Genomic DNA, 16,869 nt, shown 5'->3' with positions numbered 1-16,869 from the left:
TGCAGCGAATGGAGTGGTTTCTGTCGGGCGTTTCACCTGCTCATGTAGAGGTTTTCCTGTTATTGGCAAGGCTTTAGTTTCAGATCTACCGTCTATCGCGTTTTTACCGCTGCCACGCGTCCCCGTTGACCAGATTCGCCGGCCGCTGCCCAGCCAACGCCGCGAGCAGATTGTCGACCGCGCAGCGCGCCATGGCTTCGCGAGTTTCATGGGTTGCCGAGCCGATATGCGGGGTCGCCACCAGGTTATCCAGTTGCAGCAGGGGTGAGTTCGCGGGCAGCGGTTCACGTTCGAAAACATCCAGCCCGGCCGCGCGGATCTGCCGCTGTTGCAGGGCCTGGATCAGTGCCGGTTCATTTACCACCTTGCCCCGGGAAATATTGATGAAGATGCTGTCCGGGCGCATCAGGGCAAACTCCTTCGCGCCAATCAAGCCTTCGGTGGCGGCGGTCAGGGGCAAGGTCAGGCAAACGAAGTCCGCTTGTTGCAACAACTCGGGCAGGCTGCGGTACTGCGCATCGAAGCGTTTCTCCACGGCAGGTTTCGCGCTGTTGCTGTGGTAGAGGATCGGCATGCCAAAGCCGAAATGCCCGCGCTGGGCCAGCGCCTCGCCGATGCGGCCCATGCCGATGATGCCCAGGGTCTTGCCGTGTACGTCGCTGCCAAAGTGGGCCGGGCCGATATTGCCGGTCCAGCCGCCCGCACGCACCAGGCTGGCAAGTTCCACCACGCGCCGCGCCGTGGCCAGGATCAGTGCGAAACCGGTGTCGGCGGTGGTCTCGGTCAACACGTCCGGGGTGTTGCTGAGCAGGATCCGGCGCCGGGTCAGGTAATCGATGTCGTAGTTGTCGACACCCACCGAGACACTGGCGACGGCCTCAAGCTTGGGCGCCAGGTCAAGCAGCCCGGCATCCAGGCGCAGACTCGCGCCCAACAGGCCATGGGCGCCGGGCAAGGCATCGCGCAGGCGCATCAGGCCATCGTTGTCCAGGCGTTCGATCAGCGTCACCTCAACCTGCGCTTGCAGGCGCGCCATCAGCGCGGGAGACAGTTTCTTGTAGAGCACGACGTGCTTGTTCATCCGTTCACCTTCAATTCGATTCAAGAGTGTGCGCTCGCCAGCGGTTGCGGGCTCGCCTTGGGGGCTTCGCGGTCACTGGCGCCGGGCTTGAGACAGAGCGTCAGCAGCACCGCCAGCAGCAGCGACACGCTCATCAGCAAAAAGGACGCACCGGGCGAACCGGTAGCACTGTTCAGGTAGCCCACCAGGTAGGAACCGCCGAACGAACCGAGGGCGCCCATGCTATTGATCAGCGCCATTGCGCCACCGGCGACGTTGGCCGGGAGGATTTCCGGAATGATCGCGAAGAACGGTCCGTAGGGGGCGTACATGCACGCGCCGGCAATCACCAGCAAGGTGTAGGACCACCAGAAGTGTTCGGCGCCCAGGGCATAGGAGCCGTAGAACGCAATCGAGGCAATCAGCAACGGTGGCCAGACAAAACGTTTACGTTTCTGCAGTTTGTCCGACCCCCAGGACACCAGCAGCATGCCGATCACGGCCGCCAGATACGGCAGGGCCGACAGCCAGCCGGCCTCGATCATGTCCATCTGCGCGCCTTGCTTGAGGATCGACGGCAGCCACAACACGAAGCCGTAGACACCGATGCTCCAGCAAAAAAACTGCAAGGCCAGGACGATGACTTTCGGCGAGCGGAAGGCTTCGGCGTAGTTCTTCACCGCCTTGATCCCGACCTGTTCGGCCGCCAGGGCGCTTTCCAGGTGGTGTTTTTCCTGGTCGTTGAGCCATTTGGCCTGCGCCGGACGATCGTCGGCCAGGCGCCACCAGATGAAGGCCCAGAGCACCGCCGGCAAGCCTTCGATGATGAACATCCAGCGCCAGTCTGTAATGCTGCACCAGATAGCCGGAGACCACCGACATCCAGAGCATGGTCACCGGGTTGCCGAGGATCAGGAAGGTATTGGCGCGCGAGCGTTCGGCGCGGGTGAACCAATGACACAGATAGATCAGCATCGCCGGCATCACCGCGGCTTCGACGACGCCGAGCATGAAGCGGATGACGATCAGCCAGTAGGCGTTGGAGACCACCCCGGTCAGGGTCGCCAGGCTGCCCCAGAGGATCAGGCTGACAAAGATCAGCTTCTTCACGCTGTTTTTCTGTGCGTAGATCGCGCCGGGGATCTGGAAGAAAAAGTACCCGAGGAAGAACAGCGCACCGAGCAACGACGACAGGCCTGGGGTGATCATCAGATCGGCGGCCATTCCGGAAGCGGCGGCGAAGCCATAGTTGGCGCGGTCCAGATACGCCAGGCTATAGGTGATAAAGACAATGGGCATGATGTACCACCAACGGCGGGCGGCGAGTTTTGGCGTTTGCATGGTAGTGCTCCTGAGCTTGTTGTTTTTGTCGCAGCAGGTATCGGAATCTTCAGTGATCGGGTTGGCCTTATCGTAAGCAGGCCGCAAACGGGCGCTAGCCCCACAGGGTTTCTATGCCCGGCACAAATCCCCAGTGGGAGCGAGCTTGCTCGCGATGGCGGCCTCAAATTCAGCAGACATCTCAAGCCGGGTCGGCAGGCCCTCCATGTCGCCACGGCTCTGCACGGCGCGGCTGCCAATCCAGTTGGCCCGTTGCACCGCGTCGCTGACGCTGTGGCACTCCAGCAATGCGCTGATCAGGCCCACCGCAAAACCATCGCCGGCACCGACGGTATCGACCACCTGCGCCACCGGCACGGCGGCGACAAAGCCCTGGTCCTGCGCCGTGCGGTAGTAGGCACCGTGGGCGCCGAGCTTGATCGCCACGACCTGGGCGCCTTGATCCAGATAGAACGCGGCAATGTCCGCCGGGTCGTCGAAGCCGGTCAGCAGGCGGCCTTCGCCCAGGCCCGGCAACACCCAGTGGGCGAGGGCGGCCAGGCGGTTGATCTCTGTGATCATCTGCTGCTCGCTGGCCCACAACGCCGGGCGCAGATTGGGGTCGAACGACACGGTGCGGCCGGCAGCGCGCATCTGCGTCATCAGCTCCAGAGACAGCTCGCGGGCGGTCGCCGACAGTGCCGGCGGAATGCCGGTGGCATGCAGGTGCCGGGCTTGCAGCAACGGCGTCTGGATCGCCTGGGGCGACAGGTGACTGGCGGCCGAACCCCGGCGGAAGTATTCCACCTGGGGATCGGCGCCGGCTTCCTCGCGGGACTTGAATTGAAAGCCGGTCGGGTGCAACGGATCGACGTCGACCTGGGAGCAGTCCAGGCCTTCACTTTGCAACGTGTCGAGGACAAAGCGCCCCAGGGAGTCAGCGCCGACCCGGCTCAGCCAGGCCACCTTGAAGCCCAGTCGCGACAGGCCGATAGCGACATTGCTGTCGGCCCCGGCAATGCGTTTGTGAAAGTTTGCGACCTGCGCCAGGTCGCCGGTTTGCTCGGCGACCAGCATCGCCATGGTTTCGCCAAACGATAGGATATCGACTTCAGACATGGGCGTGCTCCGGGCCGGGTTGACCCAAGCGGGCGAGGACGGCCACGTGCTCGGTGGTCAGTTGCTGCAGGTCATCGGCCTGCAACGGGTATTCGGCGGCGCGGGAGATGCCCGGTGCCATGTGCGTGAGCAACTGTTCCCACTGCTGCAGGTCGGCGGCGGCCGGTGCAATCGCCACCAGCTTGCTGTCGGCGCGGCGGGTCACCGCCTTGCAATGCACGTAGGCGACATGCCGGCCCAGCAGGCGCGCAGCAGTGGCGGCGCTCTGGTCCTGCCAGGACCAGTTGCCGATATCGAAGGTCATCCGCACCGGCAACACGTGTTGCTCTACCTGCGCGAAAAAACGCTGGAACGGCTCGATGCGTCCGCCGTGCAGGGTCTGGTCGTTTTCCACCAGCAACTGCACCGCGTGCTCGGCCAGGCACGCGGCCAGGCTGTGCAGGTCGTTGGTGTCGGTGAAGTAGCCCAGGGACACCTTGAGCCAACGGGCACCGAAGCTCTCGGCGCGTTTGAGGGTGGCGGCCAGCAACGGGTTGGGCTGGGCGCGACCGGCGACCCACAGTTCCAGCGGCGAGGAAAACACCGCCTCAAGCCCCTGTTGCTCAATGGCGTGGGCCAGTTCCCGCGGGTCTTCGCTGGTCAGCAATTCTTCGCGCCACTCAATCCGCTGGGCGCCGGCCTTGGCCAGGACCTCGACAAATGCCAGTTGGCCCACCTGGCGAACCAGATCGGCGCCGTAGCTGGACAAGCTGATGGAAACAGGTGATTTACTCATTGTTATTGACCTCTGAAACCGGTTTCATTTTTGTTCAAAAAAAATCTGCACACCTGTGTAGCAACTGCCACCTGTAGGGATCAGTGGCGGGTGCCTGAGGATCGTGGTGAACGGGACAATTGCGTCGACCCGCGCACAACCAACTGCGCCGGGTAATCCAGGGTCCGCACGGGGCCGTCGTCGCCGCGCAAGCGTTTGAGCAGGCAGTCGAACGCACTGGCGCCAATGGCTTCGGTCGGCTGGGCGAGGGCGGTGATGCCGCTGCCCACCAGCGGGTACCAGTCCAGATCATCGAGGGCGATCAGGCCGACGTCGGCGAACAAGTCGCAACCCAGTTCACGCAGCGCCCGAGTGGTCGCCAGGGCGGCAATGCCGTTGGCACAGAACAACGCTTTAGGCCCGGGTGCCGGGGCGTCGAGGAAGGCTTGCAGATGGCCACTGAGTTCGACACCGGTCTCGACCACCGCCCCCCGCAGCGCCGGGCGCTGGCCGATTTGCTGCTCAAAGCTGGCAACGCGTTCGATCCGCGAACTGGTGCCGTCATAGGGCTCGCTGACCAACAGCACGTCGCGGTAGCCCTGGTCCTGCAGATGGCTCAAGGCGGTGTGGACGGCGGCCGGGTTATCCAGGCCGACCAGGTCGCTGTGCAATGACTCGACCTTGCGGTCCACCAGCACCATCGGCATCTCGCGGTGCAGTTCGCGCAACAGGTCCGGGTGGTGACCCAGGGTGTTCACGATCAGGCCTTCGATGTTGTACGAGCGCAAGGCTGCCAGGTGCTGGCTTTCCTGCTCGTCATCGCGATCGGTGTTGCACACCACCAGGCTGTAGCCGTGCTGGCGGCAGGCGGTTTCCACGCCATGCATCACGGCAATTGAATAGGGGTTGCGGATATCGGCCACCAGCATGCCGATCAGGCGGGTGCGCCCGCGTTTCAGGCCGCGGGCCATCTGGTTCGGGCGGTAACCCAACTCGTCGATCGCCTGCTCGATGCGCAAGGCAATGGCATCGGACAGCAAGGCGCGGTCTTCGCCGATGAAGCGTGACACGCTGGCCTTGGATACCCCGGCGCGTTCGGCGACATCGAGCATGGTCACGCGGCTGCGTTGGGCGGCAGAAAAACTATTCACGGCGACGACCTTATTATTGGAGTTATCGGCAGCAGCGTCTGTTAGCCCTCGCTGAAACCGGTTTCAGGAGACACCAAAAGCCTTTGGGTCGTCAAGCGCGAAAATGCGGGTTTCGAAAAAAGTTGATCAAGCGCGTGCGCCATCGTCTGGATCACGGGTTGGGCACAAAGGCAACTGGCAGATCTGTCAGGTGCGCAACAGGTCGGTTTGGTCAGACACTGTGCGACACAAGGTTAACGTGCACAGGAGCTTCAATCACGATCTGCAGTCCCGGTGGAATACAAGGAGAACGAACCAGCCCCACAACCGCGCGCCTGACGTGGGATGAGCCCTACACTCAGTGTGTGTATTGCCCCTATAACGCCTCGGGTTATGAGGTCATGGCCGAGGGGCTTGCGACCCTTACCGTGAGCCGCCCACCGTGTGTCATCAACGGATTGAACCCTAATCAAGAGTACTTTTTTTATCTCTATGCCAAGGCGGCGGGCAACATCCGCTCCAACCCGAGTCGGGCTCGCATAGGGCTGTATGTGCCGGATCGCACGCCACCGAGCAAGCCAACGCAGTTACGCACTGAAAGTGTGGCGAGTAAGAGGGTCAACCTGGCGTGGATGGCGTCGGTCGACAATGGAGGGGTCGTTGAGTATCAGGTTTTCTGTGACGGGAAACTGATGGGCAGTACTGATAGCACTCGTTATACGGTCGCCAATCTGAATGATATGACGACTTATATTTTCATGGTGCGGGCGAGGGATCCCGTTGGAAACTATGCCGATTCCGACCCCTTGACGGTCTCCACCCCAGATTGGACAGCCCCTTCCACGCCTGGAAACTTGAGGGCTACCACGATCACCAGCAATTTCGTCGCTCTTGCATGGGACCCGTCGCAAGACAATGTTGGAGTCGTCGGTTATGAGGTCTATCAAGGTAGCATTCACTTGGCGACAGTCCCGGATACTCAGTACGGTGTCGGCGGCTTGAGTAGCTCCAGAAATTACAGCTTTGCGGTGGCTGCTGTGGATGGTGCAAATAATCGTTCGGTAATTTCAGCCATCCAGGTGACAACGCCAGTGAGCAATGCGCCACCAATAAACCTTGAGTTTGTTCGGGTTAGCTTCCAGGTGGGTACCCTCACATGGAGTCCGCCGAATCAAAGTGATGGCGTCACCGGTTACCAGATATCGCGAGATGGCGTTGTGATCAGAGAAACTCCAGAACTTTACACCCTCTTTAATGATTTGAAACTTGGCACGATTTATCTTTTTGAGGTGCGTGCAAGACGCAATGGTGAGCTCTCCGAACCAGCTTCTATCCGTGGGTAACGACTTACCCAAACAACCCCGCCGCGATATTGATCGAAAACCCCAATATCGCGGTGTTGAATACAAAACCAATCAACGACTGGGCCAGGACAATTTTGCGCAGACCTCGGCTGGCCACGCCGACATCGGCGGTTTGCACGGCCACGCCAATGGTGAAGGAGAAGTACAGAAAGTCCCAATAGTCGGGGGTTCGCAGGCCTTCGGCAAAGCGCAGCGGCGGTTCCTTGCCTTCCCAGGTGTAGAACAGGCGGGCGTAGTGCACGCTGAAAATGGTGCCGATCAGCAGCCAGGAGCCGATCACGGTCAGGCCGGTAAAGCCGTAGCGCAGGAGCTTTTGAGTGGCATGCGTGTCGCCGATTCCCGCCAGTTCGAAGGTAATGGCGGCGAGGCTGGCAATCGCGGCAATGCAGACGATGAGCAGCACCAGCCCGGCATTTTCGTCTTCGACCTCGGCGATGCGTTTGACGTCATCGGCCTTGGCGCGGACAGTGAGCCACAGCATCAGGGCCAGGTAGGTCCAGACGCCGGCATTCCAGCCAATGAGGATGTTGCTGATGAAGGAGTCGGCGGGAGCCAGAATACCTGCCGTGATGCCAATCAGGCTGGCACAGGTGAGGCGAGGGTGGGTGCGCACGAGGTGGGGCATGGGGGCTCACTGCAATGGGACTTGAAAGAACCATAGCGCAGCGCAGCCCGTTGTGGCCATAAAGGTGAGCCTGATGAAGCCCTGTGGGAGAGCGAGCGGAGCACCGCCCGACCCGCCCCCACAGGTGAGGTTGCTCAGATGTCCTTGTGACGCTTGCGCACCAGTTTCATCACCACCACAAAAAACACCGGCACAAACACCACCGCCAACGTTGCGGTGATCATCCCGCCGATTACCCCGGTGCCAATCGCTTGCTGGCTCGCCGAGCTGGCGCCGGTGGCAATGGCCAGGGGCACCACGCCGAGGATGAACGCCAGGGAGGTCATGATGATCGGCCGCAGGCGCAAGCGCGCAGCTTGCAGCGTGGCATCGATCAGGTCGTGGCCTTCGTCGTACAGGCTCTTGGCGAATTCGATGATCAGGATCGCGTTCTTCGCCGACAGGCCGATGATGGTGATCAAGCCGACCTTGAAGAACACGTCGTTGGGCATGCCGCGCAAGGTCACCGCCAGTACCGCCCCCAATACCCCCAGGGGCACCACCAGCAGCACCGAGGTGGGGATCGACCAGCTCTCATACAACGCCGCCAGGCAGAGGAACACGATCAGCAACGACAGGCCCAGCAGGATCGGTGCCTGACTGCCCGACAAGCGTTCCTGCAACGACAGCCCGGTCCATTCCTGGCCCAGCCCGGCAGGCCCCAGGGCCACCAGGCGCTCGATCTCCGCCATGGCCTGGCCGGTGCTGTGGCCGGGGCTCGGTTCACCGGAAATGCTCACGGCTGGGTAGCCGTTGTAGCGGGTCAACTGGGTCGGGCCCTGGGTCCAATCGGCCCGGGTGAAGGCCGACAGCGGCACCATACTCCCACTGCTGTTGCGCACATGGATCTTGAGCAGGTCTTCGACCTGGCTGCGACGATCGCCCTCGGCCTGCACCACCACCCGCTGCATCCGTCCCTGGTTGGGGAAGTCGTTGATGTAGCTTGAGCCGACCGCCGTGGACAATACGCTACCGATGTCGGCAAACGATACGCCCAGGGCATTGGCCTGCTTGCGGTCGACGATCAGTTGCACCTGCGGCGCTTCGGCCAGGGCGCTTTCGCGCACATTGGCCAGGATCGGGCTTTTTTCGGCGGCGTCCAGCAAGGCCGTGCGCGCTTGCATCAACGCGCTGTGCCCCAGGCCGCCACGGTCTTGCAGGCGGAACTCGAAACCGCTGGAAGTGCCCAGCCCATCCACCGGCGGCGGCAGCACCGAGTAAGCGACCGCGTCCTTGATCTGGCTGAAGGCAATGTTGGCGCGCTCGGCAATCGAGTCCGCCGAGTCATCGCTGCCGCGCTGCGACCAATCCTTCAGGGTACTGAAGGCCAGCGCTGCGTTCTGCCCGCTGCCGGAGAAACTGAAGCCGAGGATCACCGTACTGTCGCCGATCCCCGCTTCGGTGGCGTTGTGCGCCTCGATCTCTTGCACCACCTGCACCGTTCGGTTCTTGCTGGCGCCCGGCGGCAGTTGAATGTCAGTGATGGTGTAGCCCTGGTCTTCGGTGGGCAGGAACGAGGAGGGCAGGCGACTGAACAGTACGCCGAGCGCCACCAGCAACACGCCGTAAATCAGCAGGTAGCGGCCGCTGCGTTTCAGCGCATAGGCCACCCAACCCTGATACCGATCGGTGAACTGCTCGAAGCGTCGGTTGAACCAGCCGAAGAACCCCGTCCGGGCATGCAGCTCGCCCTTGGCGACCGGCTTGAGCAGGGTCGCGCAGAGGGCCGGGGTCAGGGTCAGGGCGAGGAACGCCGAGAACAGGATCGAGGTGGCCATCGACAGTGAGAACTGCTGGTAGATCACCCCCACCGAACCCTGCATGAACGCCATCGGGATAAACACCGCCACCAGCACCAGGGTGATACCGATGATCGCCCCGGTGATCTGGCTCATGGCCTTGCGGGTCGCTTCCTTGGGCGACAGACCCTCTTCGGCCATGATCCGTTCGACGTTCTCCACCACCACGATGGCATCGTCCACCAGGATACCGATGGCCAGCACCATGCCGAACATGGTCAGCACGTTGATCGAAAAACCCAGCGCCAGCATGGTGGCGAAGGTGCCCATCAGCGCCACCGGCACCACCAGCGTCGGGATCAGCGTGTAGCGGATGTTCTGCAGGAACAGGTACATCACCGCGAACACCAGCAGCATTGCCTCGCCCAGGGTGTAGACCACCTTGGTGATCGAGACTTTGACGAAGGGCGAGGTGTCGTAGGGAATCTTGTATTCGACGCCGGCCGGGAAGTAGCGGGCCAGTTCGTCCATCTTCTCGCGCACCAGGGTGGCGGTGTTCAGTGCATTGGCGCCGGGGGCCAGTTGCACACCGACCGCGGTGGAGGGCTTGCCGTTGAGGCGGGTGGCGAACTGGTATTCCTGGCTGCCGATCTCGACCCGCGCCACATCGCCGACGCGCACGGTGGAGCCGTCCGGGTTGGCCTTGAGCACGATGTCGGCGAACTCTTCGGGCGTCGACAGTTGCCCCTTGACCAGCACGGTGGCGGTGATTTCCTGGCTGTTGTGGGTCGGCAAGTCGCCGATGCTGCCCGCTGACACCTGGGCGTTCTGCGCGACGATCGCGGCGTTGACGTCCGCCGGGGTCAGATTGAAGCCGATCAGCTTCTGCGGGTCGATCCAGATCCGCATCGCCCGTTCGGCGCCGTACAACGAAGCCTTGCCGACCCCGTCCAGGCGCTTGATCTCGTTCATCACGTTGCGCGCCAGATAATCGCTGAGCGCCACGTCATCGAGCTTGCCGTCACTTGAGGTCAGGGTGATCAGCAGCAGGAAGCCGGAAGACACCTTCTCCACCGACAAGCCTTGCTGAATCACCGCTTGCGGCAGGCGCGACTCCACCACCTTGAGGCGGTTCTGCACATCGACCTGCGCCAGTTCCGGGTTGGTGCCTGGCTTGAAGGTGGCCTTGATGGTGGCCGAACCGAGGCTGCTCTGGGATTCGAAATACAGCAGATGGTCGGCGCCGTTGAGCTCTTCCTCGATCAGGCTGACCACACTTTCGTCGACGGTTTGTGCCGAGGCACCCGGATACACGGCGTAGATCTCGATCTGTGGCGGCGCCACATCCGGGTACTGGGCCACCGGCAACTGCGGGATGGCCAGGGCACCGGCCAACAGGATGAACAGCGCAACCACCCAGGCGAACACCGGGCGGTCAATAAAGAAATGCGGCATAAAATCTGCGTCCTGCCTACTGCCCGGTGACCAGGGCGTGCGGAAGAGGGGTGGCGTCGATGGCTACTTTGTCGCCGGGACGGGCGTGCTGCAGACCTTCGATGACAATGCGGTCGCCGGGCTTGAGGCCGGCGCTGACGATCCAGCGGTCCTGTTGCACCTGGCCCAGTTGCACGGCTTGCTGGCTGACCCGGTCCTCGCTGTCGAGCAGCAACACCTGGGCAATGCCGGCGCTGTCACGCTGGATCGCCCGTTGCGGCACGCTGATGCCTTGCTGGTTCACCGCTTGCTCCAGGCGCACGCGAATGAAGCTGCCGGGGAGCAGGTCGAGGTCAGGGTTGGGGAATTCGCTGCGCACAATGATCTGGCCGGTGCCGGGGTCGACACTGATCTCCGAGAACAGCAGCTTGCCCGGCAACGGGTAGTGGCTGCCGTCGTCCTGGATCAGCGTGGCCTTGGCCTGGTCCTGGCCGACCTGCTGCATCTGCCCGGCGCGGAAGGCGCGGCGCAGTTCGTTGAGCTCGCGGGTCGACTGGGTCAGGTCGGCGTGGATCGGGTCCAGTTGCTGGATCAGCGCCAGGGGCGTGCTTTCGTTCTGGCCGACCAGTGCGCCTTCGGTCACCAGTGCGCGACCGATGCGCCCGGAAATCGGTGCGGTCACCGTGGCGTAACCCAGGTTCAGCCGGGCACGGGCCACGGCGGCCTGGTTGGCGGCGACGTCGGCATTGGCCTGCAGCGTGGCGGCACGGGCGTTGTCGTACTCCTGGGCGCTGATGGCCTGGTCGTTGATCAACTGGGCGTAGCGTTTTTCCTGCAAACGCGCCTGGAACGCATTGGCCTGGGCCTTGCGCAACGCCGCGTCGGCGCTGTCGAGGTCGGCCTTGAACGGCGCCGGGTCGATGCGAAACAACACCTGGCCCTGTTTCACGTCGCTGCCTTCGCGAAAGGCGCGTTGCAGCACCACCCCAGCGACCCGGGCGCGTACTTCGGCGATGCGCGGCGCGGCGATCCGCCCGCTCAGCTCGCTGCTGATCGACAGGGGACGCGCTTCGATGGTTTCGATGCGCACGCTGGCCAGCGGCTCGGCCTCCTCAAAGGTGGAAGACTTGTCGCAGGCGCTCAGCATCAATGCCAGTGCAATCAGGCTGAGCGGTGCAAGCAGGTTCTTGGACATGTAAATACCCCAATAATGACCCGGGCATGCTACGGGCAGCCGGCTAGGGTAGCGGTGAAGCTTTGTAGTGGCTGTGTGAAATTGTGTGAAGGTTTTGCTCAGGCGCGCGTGAGGGCGTATATCCTTGACTTCTTTTGTGTCTGTTCAGCCGCCTTCGCGGGCAAGCCCGCTCCCACCTGCCACACCCTGTGGGAGCGGGCTTGCCCGCGATGGAACCGGTCCAGACGCCATCGCTATTTCTGGAAACACCCATGCCCAACATCCTCCTGGTCGAAGACGATTCTGCGCTCTCCGAACTGATTGCCAGCTACCTCGAACGCAATGGCTATCAGGTCAACGTGATCAGCCGTGGCGATCAGGTGCGCGAGCGGGCGCGGGTCAGCCCGCCGGACCTGGTGATCCTCGACCTGATGCTGCCCGGGCTCGATGGCCTGCAGGTGTGCCGCCTCTTGCGCGCTGACTCGGCAAGCCTGCCAATCCTGATGCTGACCGCCCGCGACGACAGCCACGATCAGGTGCTGGGCCTGGAAATGGGCGCCGACGACTACGTCACCAAACCCTGCGAGCCCCGGGTCTTGCTGGCGCGGGTGCGCACCTTGCTGCGGCGCAGCAGCCTCAACGAACCGCAAAGCGCCAGCGACCGGATCCTCATGGGCAACCTGTGCATCGACCTGTCGGAACGCACCGTGACCTGGCGCGAACAGCCGGTGGAACTGTCCAGCGGTGAATACAACCTGCTGGTGGTCCTGGCCCGACATGCCGGCGAAGTGCTGAGCCGCGACCAGATCCTGCAACGCCTGCGCGGCATCGAGTTCAATGGCACCGATCGCTCGGTGGACGTGGCGATCTCCAAGCTGCGGCGCAAGTTCGATGACCACGCCGGCGAAGCGCGCAAGATCAAGACAGTGTGGGGCAAGGGCTATCTGTTCAGCCGTTCCGAGTGGGAATGCTGACCCCATGCTGCGTATTCTGGTGCGCCTGTACCTGATCACCATCGTCACCTTCAGTGCGGCGATCTACCTGGTGCCAGACCTGGTGGTCAGGGTCTTTCACGAGCGCTTTTCCAGCTACAACCTGGACCACTCCCGGGGTGTGCAGAGCCTGCTGGTCAAGCAGTTTCAGGGGGTGCCGAGCGCTCAATGGCCGGCGCTCGCCGCTGAGCTGGATCAACAATTCAGCCCGTTGCAGATCGCCGTGGTACCGATCAGCGACGCGGGTTTCACCGCTCACGAACGCGAGCGTCTGCAGCGCGGTGACATGGCGGTGCGCACGGGCGACTGGGGCTGGCGCACGCTGGCCGCGGCGCCATTGAATGAGACGCAGGCGGTCAAGCTGGTGGTGCCGCCGGATCCGCTGGACGTCAGCCTGCTTTACTGGGGCATCAATGTGCTGATCGGCGCGGCGCTGCTCGCCTGCCTGCTGGTCTGGCTGCGTCCTCACTGGCGCGATCTGGAGCGCCTGCGCAACACCGCCGAACGGTTCGGCAAAGGCCACTTGAGCGAACGCACGCAGATCGCTGCCAGCTCCAACATCGGCAGCCTGGCCCACGTCTTCGACACCATGGCCGGGGACATCGAGAACCTGCTGAACCAGCAGCGCGACCTGCTCAACGCGGTGTCCCATGAACTGCGCACGCCCTTGACCCGCCTGGACTTCGGCCTGGCCCTGGCGCTGTCCGATGACCTGCCGGCCGCCAGCCGCGAGCGCCTGCAAGGCCTGGTGGCGCACATTCGTGAACTGGACGAGTTGGTCCTTGAGTTGCTGTCCTACAGCCGCCTGCAGAACCCGGCACGTTTGCCGGAGCAGGTCGAGGTGGCACTGGACGAGTTCATCGACAGCATCCTGGGCAGCGTCGATGAAGAGCTCGACTCCCCGGAAATCGTGATCGACGTGCTGCTGCACGGCCATTTCGAACGCTTCAGCCTCGACCCGCGGCTGACCGCCCGGGCCATCCAGAACCTGCTGCGCAACGCCATGCGTTATTGCGAGAAGCGCATCCAGATTGGTGTGCAGGTGCAGCCCGAGGGGTGTGAAATCTGGGTCGACGATGACGGCATCGGCATCCCCGACGACGAGCGCGAGCGGATTTTCGAGCCGTTCTACCGCCTCGATCGCAGCCGTGACCGCGCCACCGGCGGCTTTGGCCTGGGCCTGGCCATCAGCCGCCGCGCCCTGGAAGCCCAGGGCGGCACCCTTACCGTCGAGGCGTCGCCGCTGGGCGGGGCGCGGTTCCGGTTGTGGTTGCCGACCTCGGCCTGACCACCGGGCGGTCGGTGGTCAGGTAGTCCAGCGCCATCAGGAAGGACGGTTCACCCTTCGATCACCTCCTGCAGCAACTGCTGCACGCCCTCATGGGCTTCGGCGCGCAGTTGTTCCAGGTCCAGCCCCGGGATCACTCCGTTGTCCACTACCAGGCGGCCGCCGACCAGGCTGTAACGCACCGTAATCGGTTCGCCCGCCACCACCGGGGCCACGGCGAGGTCGTGGAAGCCGAGGAAGCGTGGGTGATCCAGGCCGTACAGCACCAGGTCGGCGGCTTGCCCGACCTGCAAGGTGCCGACGGCACCCAGCCCCAATACCTGCGCGCCGCCGGCCGTGCCCCAGTGGATCACTTCTTCGGCGGTGGTGGCCGCTGCGCCCTGGGCGGCGCGGTGGATCAGCCAGGCGGTGTGGGCTTCGCCGACCATGCTTCCGGATTCATTGGACGCCACGCCGTCGACGCCCAGGGAGATCGGCACGCCGGCCGCTGCCATGGCCGGCACCGGGGCGATACCGCTGCCCAGGCGGGCGTTGCTGACCGGGCAGTGGGAAATCCCGGTGCCGGTTTGCGCCAGCAGGCGGATTTCCGAGGGCTGCAGATGCACCGCATGGGCGAACCACACGTCGGGGCCGAGCCACTCGTTTTCGGCGACGAACTCCACCGGCAGGCAATTGTATTGCTCGCGGCAGAAGTTCACGTAGTGCTGGGTCTCGGACAAATGGGTGTGCAAGCGCAAGCCCATGCCACGGGCGGTGTGGGCCAGTTCGCGGAGCAGGGTGGGCGGCAGCGAGAAGGTCGGGGTCGTCGGCGCCACCACCACCCGGCGCATGGCATCCGGGCTGTCCTGGTGGTAGCGCGATTTCAGCCGCTCGATGTCGCCGACCATCTGTTCGAGGCTTTCCGGTTGCAGCGCGGTTTTCGAGAACCCGGGGTGGGCCGTGGCCGACTCCAGCGCGCCCCCCCGGCACAGCACGAAGCGCATGCCGAACGCCTCGGCGATGTCGAACAGCTGGTCGCCGCTCTCGGTGCTGCCATGGGCGTGATACAGGTAGTGGTGGTCGGCGCAGGTGGTCACCCCCGACAGCAGCAACTCGGCCATGCCCAGGCGTGCGGCGATGCGCGTCAGGTGTGGGGTAAAGCGGTTCAGGCGCGGGTAGGGGACGCTGGCCAGCCAGCCTTGCAGGTCCTGGTTGATCCCGGCCGGGACGGCCTTGAGCAGGTTCTGGAACAGATGATGGTGGGTGTTGACCCACCCGGGGTAGACCACACAGTGGCGGGCGTCGATCAGCCGTTCGCCCGGTTGCGGGCTGAGGTTGGCGGCCATCTCGCTAATGCGCCCGTCGACGATGCGGATGTCGACAGCGCCCGCGCGGGCGTGCTCGCCCCGGCGGCCGGTCATCACCGCCGTCGGGTTCTTGATCAGGATGTTCTGGGTATGAGTCATGGACTTCTCCAAGGCAGAAAGAAACGCCAATCAAAGGCTGTGGGTCGCGGCTTCTTTGGTCGCGGCCGGGCTGCTGACGCCGTTGAGCGCGGCGTTGAGCAGTACCGACACCAGGCAGGCGATCACCACGCTGCTGTGCAGGAACGGCTGGCTCCACTCGGGCAGTTGCTTGAACAGCGCCGGGGCCAGTACCGGGACCAGTGCGGCGGCGATGGTGAAGCCGACGATCAGCACGTTGTAGCGATTGCGCTCGTAATCGACCTTGGCCAGGGTCTGGATTCCCGCTGCCGCGACCACACCGAACATGGCGATCCCGGCACCGCCGAGGGCGGCGGTGGGCATCGAGGCGATGATGGCGCCGGCCTTGGGCACCAGCGCCACCGCGCACATCAGCAGGCCGCTGACGGCCACCACCCAGCGGCTGCGCACCCCGGTGAGGATCACCAGGCCGACGTTTTCCATGAAGGCAATGAACGGAAAGGCCGCGAACATGCCGGCGATGGTGCTGGCCAGGCCGTTGGCACGCAGGCCGTTGACCACCTGTTGGTCTTCCACCGGCTTGTCGACGATGTCACCGATGGCGACAAACAGGCCCATGGATTCGACCATCTGCACGATCATCACCACCACCATGGTGGCGATCGGGATGATGCCGAAGGTCGGCAGGCCAAAATAGAAGGGATAAGGCACGGTGAGCCAGGGCGACTCCTGCACGCTATGGAAGTTGCCCATGCCCAGCCCATAGGCCAGCGCCGCGCCCACCAGCATGCCGATCAGCACCGCCATGTTGCGCAGCATCGGCCCGGCGTAGCGGTTCACCAGCAGGATGGTCGCCAGCACCACGGCGGCCACGGCCAGGTAGGCGGGTGCACCGAAATCACTGGCATGGCGCCCGCCGCCAATCCATTCGTAGGCAATCGGGAACAGCTGTAAACCGATCACGGTGACGATGCAGCCCGTCACCACCGGCGGGAAGAAGCGACGCAATCGGCCCACAAAGGGCGCGGCGAGGATAGTAAAGATCCCCGCGCCGATCACCGCCCCGCAGACCCCGGCAAAGCCCACCTCGGGGTTGGTGCCAATGGCGATGACCGGGCCGACGCTGCTGAAGGCGACACCTTGGAGAATCGGGAGGCGCACGCCGAACTTCCAGAAACCGACGGTTTGCAGGAGGGTGGCGATGCCGGAGCAAAACAGCGTGGTGCTGATCAGCACCACGGTTTGTGCCTGGGTCATTTTCAACGCACTGGCGACAATCAACGGCACGGCAATGGCGCCGATGTACGAGACGGCCATGTGTTGCAGGCCCAGGGTAAGCATCTGGCGGACCGGCAGGATCTGGTCCACCGGGTGAATGGCGCGAATCACGGAATCTGAAGACATGGT

12 protein-coding genes and 1 pseudogene are annotated in these 16,869 nt (G+C 63.6%); 3 read left to right on the top strand and 10 right to left on the bottom strand.

Annotated features, from left to right (window positions below; all coding sequences use genetic code 11):
* Positions 1-103: 103 nt before the first annotated feature.
* The 5 genes and pseudogenes from Q1W70_RS25130 to Q1W70_RS25110 form a co-directional block, all read right to left on the bottom strand.
* Positions 104-1,081: a 2-hydroxyacid dehydrogenase gene (locus Q1W70_RS25130; RefSeq protein WP_166591703.1), complete on the bottom strand. Its 978-nt coding sequence runs from the start codon at positions 1,079-1,081 to the stop codon at positions 104-106.
* A gap of 20 nt (positions 1,082-1,101) precedes the next feature.
* Positions 1,102-2,401, bottom strand: a pseudogene (locus Q1W70_RS25125) (MFS transporter).
* A gap of 111 nt (positions 2,402-2,512) precedes the next feature.
* Positions 2,513-3,499 (bottom strand): sugar kinase, encoded by a 987-nt coding sequence (locus tag Q1W70_RS25120; protein ID WP_166591705.1) that lies wholly within the window; start codon positions 3,497-3,499, stop codon positions 2,513-2,515.
* On the bottom strand, positions 3,492-4,274 hold the full coding sequence (locus tag Q1W70_RS25115; RefSeq protein WP_166591706.1) for a sugar phosphate isomerase/epimerase family protein: 783 nt from the start codon (positions 4,272-4,274) through the stop codon (positions 3,492-3,494). Before Q1W70_RS25115 ends, Q1W70_RS25120 begins: the two co-directional genes overlap by 8 nt.
* Positions 4,275-4,354: 80 nt before the next feature.
* The gene (locus Q1W70_RS25110; RefSeq protein ID WP_166591707.1) at positions 4,355-5,404 is read right to left on the bottom strand and encodes a LacI family DNA-binding transcriptional regulator; all 1,050 of its coding nucleotides are present in this window, start codon (positions 5,402-5,404) and stop codon (positions 4,355-4,357) included.
* Positions 5,405-5,784: 380 nt separating this feature from the next.
* On the opposite strand from Q1W70_RS25110, the gene Q1W70_RS25105 reads away from it, so the two are divergent.
* The gene (locus tag Q1W70_RS25105; RefSeq protein ID WP_166591708.1) at positions 5,785-6,726 is read left to right on the top strand and encodes a fibronectin type III domain-containing protein; all 942 of its coding nucleotides are present in this window, start codon (positions 5,785-5,787) and stop codon (positions 6,724-6,726) included.
* Between the two features lie 4 nt (positions 6,727-6,730).
* On the opposite strand, the gene Q1W70_RS25100 is transcribed toward Q1W70_RS25105, so the two are convergent.
* The 3 genes from Q1W70_RS25100 to Q1W70_RS25090 form a co-directional block, all read right to left on the bottom strand.
* A complete protein-coding gene (locus tag Q1W70_RS25100; RefSeq protein WP_166591709.1) occupies positions 6,731-7,372 on the bottom strand; it encodes a DUF1345 domain-containing protein in 642 nt (213 codons plus the stop codon).
* A 134-nt stretch (positions 7,373-7,506) separates the two neighbouring features.
* Entirely contained in the window at positions 7,507-10,605 is a 3,099-nt protein-coding gene (locus tag Q1W70_RS25095) for a multidrug efflux RND transporter permease subunit (RefSeq protein ID WP_302098273.1), read from the bottom strand.
* Between the two features lie 16 nt (positions 10,606-10,621).
* Complete coding sequence (locus Q1W70_RS25090) at positions 10,622-11,779, bottom strand: efflux RND transporter periplasmic adaptor subunit (protein WP_166591711.1); 1,158 nt, start codon at positions 11,777-11,779, stop codon at positions 10,622-10,624.
* Positions 11,780-12,030: 251 nt separating this feature from the next.
* On the opposite strand from Q1W70_RS25090, the gene Q1W70_RS25085 reads away from it, so the two are divergent.
* Both Q1W70_RS25085 and Q1W70_RS25080 read left to right on the top strand, forming a co-directional pair.
* The gene (locus Q1W70_RS25085; RefSeq protein ID WP_185818022.1) at positions 12,031-12,732 is read left to right on the top strand and encodes a response regulator; all 702 of its coding nucleotides are present in this window, start codon (positions 12,031-12,033) and stop codon (positions 12,730-12,732) included.
* A gap of 4 nt (positions 12,733-12,736) precedes the next feature.
* Positions 12,737-14,038, top strand: a complete 1,302-nt coding sequence (locus Q1W70_RS25080) for an ATP-binding protein (RefSeq protein ID WP_166591712.1) — start codon at positions 12,737-12,739, stop codon at positions 14,036-14,038.
* A gap of 50 nt (positions 14,039-14,088) precedes the next feature.
* Here Q1W70_RS25080 and Q1W70_RS25075 read toward each other — a convergent pair whose 3' ends face one another.
* Positions 14,089-15,483, bottom strand: a complete 1,395-nt coding sequence (locus tag Q1W70_RS25075) for an amidohydrolase family protein (RefSeq protein WP_166591713.1) — start codon at positions 15,481-15,483, stop codon at positions 14,089-14,091.
* Between the two features lie 30 nt (positions 15,484-15,513).
* Positions 15,514-16,866, bottom strand: coding sequence for a nucleobase:cation symporter-2 family protein (locus tag Q1W70_RS25070; RefSeq protein WP_166591714.1), 1,353 nt, complete (start codon positions 16,864-16,866; stop codon positions 15,514-15,516).
* Positions 16,867-16,869 lie beyond the last annotated feature (3 nt).

This window comes from Pseudomonas kielensis (assembly GCF_030505375.1).
Classification (GTDB): Bacteria; Pseudomonadota; Gammaproteobacteria; order Pseudomonadales; family Pseudomonadaceae; genus Aquipseudomonas; species Aquipseudomonas kielensis.
Note: the sequence above shows the minus strand (reverse complement) of the source record. Positions and strands in the feature narration are given on the sequence as shown.

Coding starts and splice junctions, on each gene's coding strand:
- Q1W70_RS25130 (WP_166591703.1), bottom strand. CDS start 1,081: ATGAACAAGCACGTCGTGCTCTACAAGAAACTGTCTCCCGCGCTGATG.
- Q1W70_RS25120 (WP_166591705.1), bottom strand. CDS start 3,499: ATGTCTGAAGTCGATATCCTATCGTTTGGCGAAACCATGGCGATGCTG.
- Q1W70_RS25115 (WP_166591706.1), bottom strand. CDS start 4,274: ATGAGTAAATCACCTGTTTCCATCAGCTTGTCCAGCTACGGCGCCGAT.
- Q1W70_RS25105 (WP_166591708.1), top strand. CDS start 5,785: ATGGCCGAGGGGCTTGCGACCCTTACCGTGAGCCGCCCACCGTGTGTC.
- Q1W70_RS25100 (WP_166591709.1), bottom strand. CDS start 7,372: ATGCCCCACCTCGTGCGCACCCACCCTCGCCTCACCTGTGCCAGCCTG.
- Q1W70_RS25095 (WP_302098273.1), bottom strand. CDS start 10,605: ATGCCGCATTTCTTTATTGACCGCCCGGTGTTCGCCTGGGTGGTTGCG.
- Q1W70_RS25090 (WP_166591711.1), bottom strand. CDS start 11,779: ATGTCCAAGAACCTGCTTGCACCGCTCAGCCTGATTGCACTGGCATTG.
- Q1W70_RS25085 (WP_185818022.1), top strand. CDS start 12,031: ATGCCCAACATCCTCCTGGTCGAAGACGATTCTGCGCTCTCCGAACTG.
- Q1W70_RS25080 (WP_166591712.1), top strand. CDS start 12,737: ATGCTGCGTATTCTGGTGCGCCTGTACCTGATCACCATCGTCACCTTC.
- Q1W70_RS25075 (WP_166591713.1), bottom strand. CDS start 15,483: ATGACTCATACCCAGAACATCCTGATCAAGAACCCGACGGCGGTGATG.
- Q1W70_RS25070 (WP_166591714.1), bottom strand. CDS start 16,866: ATGTCTTCAGATTCCGTGATTCGCGCCATTCACCCGGTGGACCAGATC.